The sequence below is a fragment of the Acinetobacter sp. AB03 genome (assembly GCF_058107045.1).
On the sequence record NZ_JBUEBA010000033.1, the window covers coordinates 1 to 8,919 of the forward strand.

Genomic DNA, 8,919 nt, shown 5'->3' on the forward strand with positions numbered 1-8,919 from the left:
GATAAGATCCGTGACTATGCTTCAGGTGATGTCGAATGGAGTGGAAGCTTCTTATTTTGGCGATATGATGATGGTACACCAGCTGAATCACCAAGAAGCTATCAGCAATCTTAATTTCTTATTTTGGAGGTAAAAGTACTTATATTTCCGAGGGTGTAGCCAATTGGTTTTGAGATCTGATCAATCTCATTAAAGCAAAGGTTTAATTCCTTGAATGTCAGTTCGAGTCTGACCATCCCCGTCATTGCCAACAAATTCCCTCAAATGAATCAATTGAAGACAATCATACCAGCCTCACTAAAATAGTTACGGCTTTGACGTTCTGACTTAGGTTCCCAATCTCTATTTTTCAGATTACATGATCCAGCAGCAATTTTAGCCTTGCCAAACTTACTTTGAATGCTTTGAAACGCCGTCATTAACGCTTGCTCTTTTTCAAGCTGCTCTACGTCAGTTAGTAGGCCGATCGTGCGATGTTCTTCTTTTATCAATTCACACAACATCACGCCACATTTCTTAAACTCTATCCCCTCTTTGTACAATTTATCAATCAGTGATGTGGCAGCTTTAACAAGTTGCATCAAATTGTTTGTAGGTTGGGTAAACGTGTATGTTAACGACTTGCTGTAATACGGTTTTGACTGGTCAAATGGGTTGGATTGCAAGAAAACAATCAGAGATCCGCAAAGCTGGTGTTCATCAACAAGCCGATTGAATGCATTATGGGTATATTTGCTGACGGCTTCTTGAAGAATTGAGAGCTCAGTAATTTTCTGGCCGAAAGATTTGCTCGAGACAATCTGTTGTTTCGCCTTAGGTGAACTTTCAAATTCAAAGCATGACTGGCCAAGCAATTCTAAAATCGTACTTTGCATATTCACATTGAAGAGTTCACGCATTCGATTCGGGTTGGATGTTGCAAGATCCAGCACAGTTAAAATCCCCATGTCATTAAGCTTTTTAGCGTACTTTCGCCCTACACCCCATATTTCATCAACTGGCATGCTTTGATAGTAGCTTTCGACATCTACCAGGCTCATTGTCACTAAATTACAGATTCCATTTAATTCTGGATTCTTTTTGGCAAGGTTGTTGGCCATTTTACTTTCAGTCAGTGTTCTACCAACACCCACGCACGTTGTTAAGCCAATAAGCTTATATACTTGATGCCGAATCTCCCGTGCCATTTCAGTAGCATCAAAGTTTTTAGTAAATTGAGTAAATTCTATAAAGCCTTCATCAATGCTGTAAATGCTGTAACAGCTTGGATCTACAAAACCAGATAATATTCCATGAAAACGGCGTGACATTTCGCCATACAGCGCAAAATTGCTCGATAGCACATGAACGTTATGTTTATTGATGATGTCTTGGACCTTAAAGAGTGGCGCACCCATCGGGATTTTTAAGAGTTTAGCTTCAGCGCTTCTCGCGATGATTGTTCCGTCATTAGAGCTTAAGACAACGCATGGTTTACCCTTTAACTTAGGGTTCCAAAATGCTTCCATCGAACAATATGCCGAATTTATATCAACATGAATAAATACCCGGTTTGTCATTTTCGTGCGTCTTTAATGATGTAAGTCACTACGCCCCACACAATCAATTCCTGTTCAGGTTTTAGAAAAATATGTGAGTGCTCTTGGTTTTCTGCTTTAAGCCAAACTGGAGGGATAGATTTTGCATCTGGACCAAAAATTTCATTAATTTCACCAGCTGACATTTGCTTGGTGATCATCAACCGCTTAACGGTAAAGTCTGTTTCTAGCTGAGCAACAATAATATCTAGATGCTTGGCATTGAAGCTTCTATCGATTATGAGCTTATCGTTAATATCTATACCAGCATTTAGCATGGAACGAGAGCCTACTTTACCAATAAACGTAGAGTACTCATTGGTGATCAGCATTTCGTTGAGATCGACCGACTTTTCAATAAAATCTTGTGCTGGTGAAGGAAATCCAGCTGATAATAATTCAGCTGCAATAGGAATTTGTAAAAGCGAGTTAGATCTGACGTGCTCGAGGTCAAGAATATCGCTTATCTTTTTATTTGCACCGCTAAATGCGATAACTTTCGTTTCAGGTTTTCCTGACGTTGAACTGCAAGTAGACATGAAAAAAACCTTACTATGATTTGAGACCCATTGTATTGAGAGCTGTATGTTTGTTCAAATATTTCTTAAAAGTTACCAATACACAATGGGTTATCCTTGGAGTTAGAATAAAGATCGTCTATCTTATGAATAATAAAATTTACACGTAATATGTCAGAGATGATGCCAATTATTCATTACTTAACAGTACAGGTTTGCAAACGGGTATTCATAGAGCCTAACTACGGCGTAATGCGTTCTAATGATCCATTAGTTATAGATCCTGATCTATCAATGCAGCCATTATGTTTACTTGGCATCTCCGTCAATGATTTTCCATTAAATTACACGGAATATTATGAAAAAAATGACAGTAGTTGTTCCCTGTCAAAATTCCTGAAGACTTTTTGGAGCCGTTACTACAAGACTAATGGCCCAAATATTCCATTAGTTTTTGGAATACCAGATATCCTGGTTATCGATCATCGTGTGAAGGATATTATTAATCAATCATTTTATAGTTGGTTAGACTCGAATAATATTCAATATGAGTTTTCTGATAGTAAGAATAAAAAAGCTATTGCTAATTTTCGTCAGCATCAACACTATCCTTATATTGAATGTTACTCTGAGATAGACGTCCTAGATACATATAAAACTAAAAATGAAGAATATGCCTTACCTTTATCCGTTCTAAACACGATGACTAACTATTTAGATAGTGTTTTTCTCTTATCAAAGCATCGTAAAACTTTAATAGCGTATACCAGCAGACCTATTAAGCATCCAACATTTACAGAGTGCTGTCCTAACGATCTCCGACTATTTGACATTACACCTTTAGAAAGTAAAGCCGATAGAACTTTACAGGATGCATATTGGGTTAGCTCCGATTTAGAAAATGGCAATTATGGATACTTGCGGAATAGACAAGTGAAAGAAGACATAGATTGCACCAGAGAAGATAAAAAAGCTTTTTTGGCCCTAATAAAATCATTGCCAGTTACTCAATGGATGGATATTTTTACAAGCAATCAGATTGAATTATTGAATCAATTAAAAAAACAACGATACAAAGACACAATTGATATCGATCAGATTAATTACGCAGATATGTGTTTTAAATTAGGGTTAAGTAGGGATTCTCAATACACAGTTTTAGCACTGGAGACATCTAAATTAAAACGTTCTGAAATGATTGAACTTTGGGATCAATATTCTCATGGAGGTGATGTTAAGTACTCTTGTGAAATTATGCTTCCTGACTGGTACTCTTCGCGAAATGATAAAATTTACAGATATTTTTATTTATCTATGTGGAACAGCAGCATTATTTTCATAAGTGAATCAGGATCTCCAGCAACAAAATGTTTTGATCAAGATGAATGCATTAATTACATGTCAAAAAATCAATTCAAAATACATAATTTAAGTAATATCGTTGATATACGTCACTTTGATGAATTGCTATTAAACAACAGGCAATATTTATTGAACATCGTTAAAGAAATGGATGCTTTTGAACTTTTAAAGGACCTAAATACCGTATAAAACAGAGTGTGGAAACACACTCTGTTTTATAGAAAATGATTTCTATTGGATATAATTGGACAAGTAATTATAAATACTCGGATCTTCAATATCCGATGGGAATCCACGATCACAGACAAGGATAAACTTATTCCCCTGCTTTATAATTAATGGCTCTGTTCCATATCAAAGGCTTTTTAAATACCCAAAATGGAATCTCAGCTGGAAGTGATGTGTTGTACAACCAGATCCCACTTGAAGCTGGTAGAACGGTTTGGGACAGTAAAGCAAATTGGTTTAAGTGTAATTATTAATTTTATTATCTAGCTTAAAAAGAGGTCATTAGGGACCTCTTTTTTTAACTCATAATTTATAGAATGCAAATAGCCTTATGAGGCCAGACTATATTCCTGTTCATGAGTAAAGTTGGCCAGAACCAGTGCATAAGATAAATCAGGTGGTACTGAGTTACCGACCATACGATATTGGTCTTGTTTAGTTAACTTCAATTGTTGGTTATTTTCATCATGTCCATAACTGAAAATATAATCATGCGGAAAGCCTTGAGCCTTATAAAGTTCAAATGGTTGAAGCATTCTAAAGCCAATATCTTCAATACAATAGCGTTCACCATTGATTTCAATGATTCCAAATTTTTCAAAAAGTTCATTTTTGAAATTTAACCCTTCAGTAAATCTCGTTAATAAAGCTCGTACCTCTGCAAATTGATTTACTGTTGTGAGTGTATGCATAGGTTCATTTAACTCTTGGCCAGTACATCCATTTTTCATTTTTGAAAGGTGACAAACATATAGTGAGTGGGTACCGCCTTTAGTTTCAGCTGTAATTGTCCTCAAAGGCTCATCGATCGGCATTGATCTCCGACTTGATCCATTTGCACATTCTGTAAGAATTGGAGCAGCTGCATCAACGATATATGGCTCTGGATTATGAACGATATATTTCAAAATACCGCGAACAATACGCTCTAACGTAGCTGGTGCCAGTGCTTTTTTTCTTTTAAATATACTAGGGCAATCAAAACTTAGATCTACGCATTCAGCAGCTGTACGCCATGGCAATAAACGTCCCTTTTTTACAAGACTGGTATTAGGATTACCATGGGTTTCCTTTGGCCATACGATTGGCAATCCATCACGGCGAGCTATTAAGAAAAATCGATTTCGTATAGTTGGTGAACCGAAGTCACATGCTTTTAATTCTTTGTATTCAACTGAGTATCCTTGATATTTCAATGCATTTACAAAGCAATTAAACGTTCGTCCCTTACGCTTTGGGCATGGACGTCCATCTTTATCAAGGTCACCCCATTCTGCAAACTCCGTTACATTTTCAAGCATTATTACACGAGGTCGAACCTTTGCTGCCCAGCGCAATGCAATCCAGGCCAATCCCCTAATGTTTTTATTGAGAGGTTTACCTCCCTTAGCTTTGGAATGGTGTTTACAGTCTGGGCTCAACCAGACTAATCCAACGGGTTGATTACCAGTGATTTCAACTGGATCTACATCCCAAACACTTTCACAATAATGTTTTGTAAGAGGATGATTTACCCGGTGCATCGCCAAAGCTTTAGGATCATGATTAATAGCAATATCAATCGGTCTCCCAAATGCACGTTCTAAACCGGTTGATGTTCCACCACCCCCGGCAAAATTATCAACAATAAGTTCGTGTGGTAATAAATTAAACATAATATAAACTCCAAGTTTTTGGCTTTTTGCCACTAAATTCGTGTACGCGAATACTGTATGAATACTTAGGCAAGCATTAGTTCATTTATAGAATCAATGGCTGCCAAATCATCATAATCATAGTAAGCATCATCGATGGCAGACGAAATTTCATATTCAGAAACTCCTGAATTCAGAGCGAGTTTTAAAAGATTCCGGTCTAATCGGTCATATTTGTTTGAAAATGCCATCAGTTTATGGTCATGCGCGTTATTGGCCATAAAGAATGAATATGCAAAACCAACAGGCGTTACACTTCGAGCATTTTTAGTGGCCAAGCTTTTCCCACCATATAACTTGTGCATTTTAGATCCCTCTATAGGCTCTACTGGTGCAATAGGTAGGTCAGCATTAAATCTACCCCATAATAAGGTTTTCTTAGTGTAAGTATCCCCAAAATGAAACGGATCAAACGACAGACGCCACGGCGACAACCCGGTTAAGCTCGCAATACGCCCTACTGGATTCTCAATTGCCCAAATATTCGGTTTAAAAAATTCAATTGTTCTTAAAGTTTGGTACACCAGCTCAATACTGCTTAACGTGCGACCATCAGCATCTTTGGCGGTAAAATGTCTTGCACCAGAAACAGCAAAGTCAGTACATGGGCATGCAGCTAAAATCGCATGAACGTCCAAACCATCAAAGCATGCAAAAAGCTCGTTAAAGAATTCCACGCTGAAGTTATTAATATCGCCAAAATAAGGATCTGCCTGTATATCAAAGCGAAATACTTGATAGCCAGCATCAACCCATGGTTGTGACCATGTGCCAGACAAATCAAAAAGAGAAATGACAATTTTTTGGTTGTTTTGGTTGCGGATCGTTGGATCTAGATATTGGTTAAACGCAACGTTTTTCCATTGTTCTAAACGCTCTAATGCGGAAGATCTGGACATCCAGCCATTAGCTTCAACATATGCTTGTGATTTCTTATTTAAGCGAACAACTTCATTCTTATGCGGTGCATCAAAGATATTTGAAATCTTAAACTCAGCATCAATAAAACTACTTCTTGCATCCAATAAAAGCTTATTGAAAAGTTGCAATTGTTCATTGTTGTTTTGCGTTTTTACTAAATCCACGACCGACTCCAAGTTTTAAGCAATGAGCTTGATTACTTAATTGTAGAGTCAGTTTTTCTAATAAAACTTTTTTAAAAAAAATAATATGAAATAGAAAAGGCTGAAATGATCAGCCTTTTATTATTAGCGAAAATAAGATTTATATTTTATTAATACCCTCACATAACTCTAATGCTAGTGGTTACATTACTGGTTGATGCAACCAGGAATAACGAACAGCAAAGTAGTGTTCTTTATTAATGGCGCATGAATTAGTCATAGTAAATACCTACTAGTCTTTAGTTAGCCAAAGGAAGAAACACAGTCCGAAGATGAAGAACCCCAATGTCAAAGGAACAGAAAGAAAAAAATGTTCGACTACACCAAAGCTAAAAATGGTACCAATATTGGTTGAAATAAAAAATCCCATTACACCAAGTAGTATTGGAAAAATAGCCATGAAAAAAATGTATAGCATTACTTTCAAAACCTTGTGATTTTGGAAGAATCTACGTTTAAAAAAATCTTTGCTTGGACCACTTAAAATCATGCCTTCACCTATCGCCCATATAACTTATTAAGTTTGCCTGATGCTATTTCACTAAACTTTACGTAAATAGTGATTGCCGTTTTCGCTAATTGAATTTCAAGATGTTCGTTAATACGAATGTAATACCCTTTATTCATATTTAGATTTGTTGTTAATTCATCGATAGCCTTATCAAAATTTTTTTCATCAATGTCTAACAATGACTCATCAGCACTGATGCTTAAATTAATTGTTTTAGCTATTTGTTCAAAAGTACGAACCATATTGAAACATTGGTCTATTTTTCTTTTCTTATTGATACCAGTACCATGAATACGTGTTTTAGGTGATTTCTCAACAAACTTAAAACTCCATATCGTATCGTATATACCGACTTGATTAGCAAGCACATCAATCAGTGATGAATTATTTGAAAGATCATTCATAACAGATAGTGCCTTACGTGCAGCATTAAGCCCAAACACTTTGCCGTTTTGTGTGCAGTAATTGAACTTCTGGATCAAAGTTTACAAATACTTTTCTAGCATCAAGTAGCGCCGTAGCTTTATCATTAAATTCAAAAAACAACTCGTTTAGTATTTTATCTATTTCTGCCCTTTTCATAAGTGGCTAACTCCCAAAAAAAACTCTATTGCCATTTCGCTTTCTATACAGGTCAGTGTAACTTCACCTGATTGCATGTAATTCAGTAGGTCATTACGCTTTTTTATCAGGTCCTTTTGTGAAGTAGACACATACAGATTAGTTGCACAATAGCTTTGAATCTGAGTGATCAACTTCATCTTTAAGCGTAGCAAGCTCATTGATAACCGCAGCGAGTTCTTTTTCTTGAATCAACATTTGAATACATCCTACGATTGAATAGACGAAAGGCCTGTAACCAGGCCTGGAAAATGATTACTTTGTATAAATCACATTCTTATATTGTGTTTGGAGCTTGTAGAACTCACGGTGAGATAGCTCTTTAGGGTTTTGAGCCATGATCGTATAAAACTTACGAATCTCTTGTTCCTTTTTTTCCGATGGTCCACTGATCTCAGCAATACGCACGGTTTCATACCAGCCGACTACTTGGCCATAGTCTTTAGATGCGATTTGCGCCGTAGAATAAAATACATAAGAAATAATGATGGTTGCAACACCAGTAATCGCTAACAACGTAAATGTCGTGCGACCCCATGCGAGAAGCTTTGCTTTGTATTCATCAAGAGCAAGCAACCAAGTACCAACCATCGCAAGAGCTAAAATATCACCTAAAATCATTTTGGTTTTCCTTAAATAAATTCACCTTTCGCTTTTAATTATAGAAAATAAAACCCTTAAAACTTTTTTTCTAAAAATAATAATTCTTTACTTAAAATATTTAAAAAGACTTATAAAACCTTTTTTAGCTTGCTTAAAAACGCATACGCTGATTTTAATTGATTAAAATAAAACTCTCGTTTTAAGTTTTAGAGAAAAGTTAAAACCTTTTAAGGATTGATACTATGTATCTATTCCAACAGATAGGCGATCCCCTATGCACTCATTACCAGTTGACGCTAAATCAGCAAAACATTTTGCATCGAATCCTTTAAGTGATTGGGCAATAGGACTTGTCAAAGCTGATGCGGTGAATAACCACCTTAGTTTTGATGCTAACTGCAACCTTCAGTTAAGCACCGTTTTTGATTTTATTGCGATTGCGGATACCGAAGCAGAAGACTTTGAATCGCTGTTTTTAAGAGAGTTTGGTGAGGATTTCACACCATTAAGTCACCTTGAATATGAATCAGTGAATAGCTTGGCTGAAATGATTACATCGCAATATGAGACGGCGATCGAAACCGTTAGACACATCATTATTGGGTGGTGTATCAAAAAGTATGCTAAAAAAAGCAGGTTGAATTTTGATAAAATAGAGAAATGCAAATAACTCTAGAAATC

The 8,919-nt window shown here is 36.2% G+C and carries 9 protein-coding genes; 2 read left to right on the forward strand and 7 right to left on the reverse strand.

Features of this window, described 5'->3' with window-relative positions:
• Positions 1 to 269: 269 nt before the first annotated feature.
• On the reverse strand, positions 270 to 1,559 hold the full coding sequence (locus tag ACY3FQ_RS17210; RefSeq protein WP_005006021.1) for a Y-family DNA polymerase: 1,290 nt from the start codon (positions 1,557 to 1,559) through the stop codon (positions 270 to 272).
• Positions 1,556 to 2,116: a translesion error-prone DNA polymerase V autoproteolytic subunit gene (umuD, locus tag ACY3FQ_RS17215; RefSeq protein ID WP_005006020.1), complete on the reverse strand. Its 561-nt coding sequence runs from the start codon at positions 2,114 to 2,116 to the stop codon at positions 1,556 to 1,558. Before umuD ends, ACY3FQ_RS17210 begins: the two co-directional genes overlap by 4 nt.
• A 150-nt stretch (positions 2,117 to 2,266) precedes the next feature.
• On the opposite strand from umuD, the gene ACY3FQ_RS17220 reads away from it, so the two are divergent.
• Positions 2,267 to 3,646 carry a hypothetical protein gene (locus tag ACY3FQ_RS17220; protein WP_005006018.1) on the forward strand — a complete coding sequence of 460 codons (1,380 nt, stop codon included), beginning with the start codon at positions 2,267 to 2,269 and terminating at the stop codon, positions 3,644 to 3,646.
• Positions 3,647 to 4,014: 368 nt separating this feature from the next.
• Here the strand turns inward: ACY3FQ_RS17220 and ACY3FQ_RS17225 are convergent, their stop codons facing one another.
• The 5 genes from ACY3FQ_RS17225 to ACY3FQ_RS17245 form a co-directional block, all read right to left on the reverse strand.
• Entirely contained in the window at positions 4,015 to 5,340 is a 1,326-nt protein-coding gene (locus tag ACY3FQ_RS17225) for a DNA cytosine methyltransferase (RefSeq protein WP_005006017.1), read from the reverse strand.
• Between the two features lie 65 nt (positions 5,341 to 5,405).
• Positions 5,406 to 6,464: a DNA cytosine methyltransferase gene (locus ACY3FQ_RS17230; protein ID WP_005006014.1), complete on the reverse strand. Its 1,059-nt coding sequence runs from the start codon at positions 6,462 to 6,464 to the stop codon at positions 5,406 to 5,408.
• Positions 6,465 to 7,001: 537 nt separating this feature from the next.
• Positions 7,002 to 7,418, reverse strand: a complete 417-nt coding sequence (locus tag ACY3FQ_RS17235; RefSeq protein ID WP_063454726.1) for a hypothetical protein — start codon at positions 7,416 to 7,418, stop codon at positions 7,002 to 7,004.
• Between the two features lie 25 nt (positions 7,419 to 7,443).
• Positions 7,444 to 7,596, reverse strand: a complete 153-nt coding sequence (locus ACY3FQ_RS17240; RefSeq protein WP_348904474.1) for a hypothetical protein — start codon at positions 7,594 to 7,596, stop codon at positions 7,444 to 7,446.
• 294 nt (positions 7,597 to 7,890) lie between these two features.
• The gene (locus tag ACY3FQ_RS17245) at positions 7,891 to 8,256 is read right to left on the reverse strand and encodes a hypothetical protein (RefSeq protein ID WP_063454720.1); all 366 of its coding nucleotides are present in this window, start codon (positions 8,254 to 8,256) and stop codon (positions 7,891 to 7,893) included.
• Between the two features lie 256 nt (positions 8,257 to 8,512).
• Between ACY3FQ_RS17245 and ACY3FQ_RS17250 the strand changes: the two genes are divergently transcribed.
• Positions 8,513 to 8,908 (forward strand): hypothetical protein, encoded by a 396-nt coding sequence (locus ACY3FQ_RS17250; protein ID WP_227557115.1) that lies wholly within the window; start codon positions 8,513 to 8,515, stop codon positions 8,906 to 8,908.
• Positions 8,909 to 8,919: the final 11 nt, after the last annotated feature.

Excerpts from the sequence above, each read along its gene's own strand:
- ACY3FQ_RS17210 (WP_005006021.1), bottom strand. The coding sequence starts at position 1,559 with ATGACAAACCGGGTATTTATTCATGTTGATATAAATTCGGCATATTGT.
- umuD (WP_005006020.1), bottom strand. The coding sequence starts at position 2,116 with ATGTCTACTTGCAGTTCAACGTCAGGAAAACCTGAAACGAAAGTTATC.
- ACY3FQ_RS17220 (WP_005006018.1), top strand. The coding sequence starts at position 2,267 with ATGTCAGAGATGATGCCAATTATTCATTACTTAACAGTACAGGTTTGC.
- ACY3FQ_RS17225 (WP_005006017.1), bottom strand. The coding sequence starts at position 5,340 with ATGTTTAATTTATTACCACACGAACTTATTGTTGATAATTTTGCCGGG.
- ACY3FQ_RS17235 (WP_063454726.1), bottom strand. The coding sequence starts at position 7,418 with ATGAATGATCTTTCAAATAATTCATCACTGATTGATGTGCTTGCTAAT.
- ACY3FQ_RS17240 (WP_348904474.1), bottom strand. The coding sequence starts at position 7,596 with ATGAAAAGGGCAGAAATAGATAAAATACTAAACGAGTTGTTTTTTGAA.
- ACY3FQ_RS17245 (WP_063454720.1), bottom strand. The coding sequence starts at position 8,256 with ATGATTTTAGGTGATATTTTAGCTCTTGCGATGGTTGGTACTTGGTTG.
- ACY3FQ_RS17250 (WP_227557115.1), top strand. The coding sequence starts at position 8,513 with ATGCACTCATTACCAGTTGACGCTAAATCAGCAAAACATTTTGCATCG.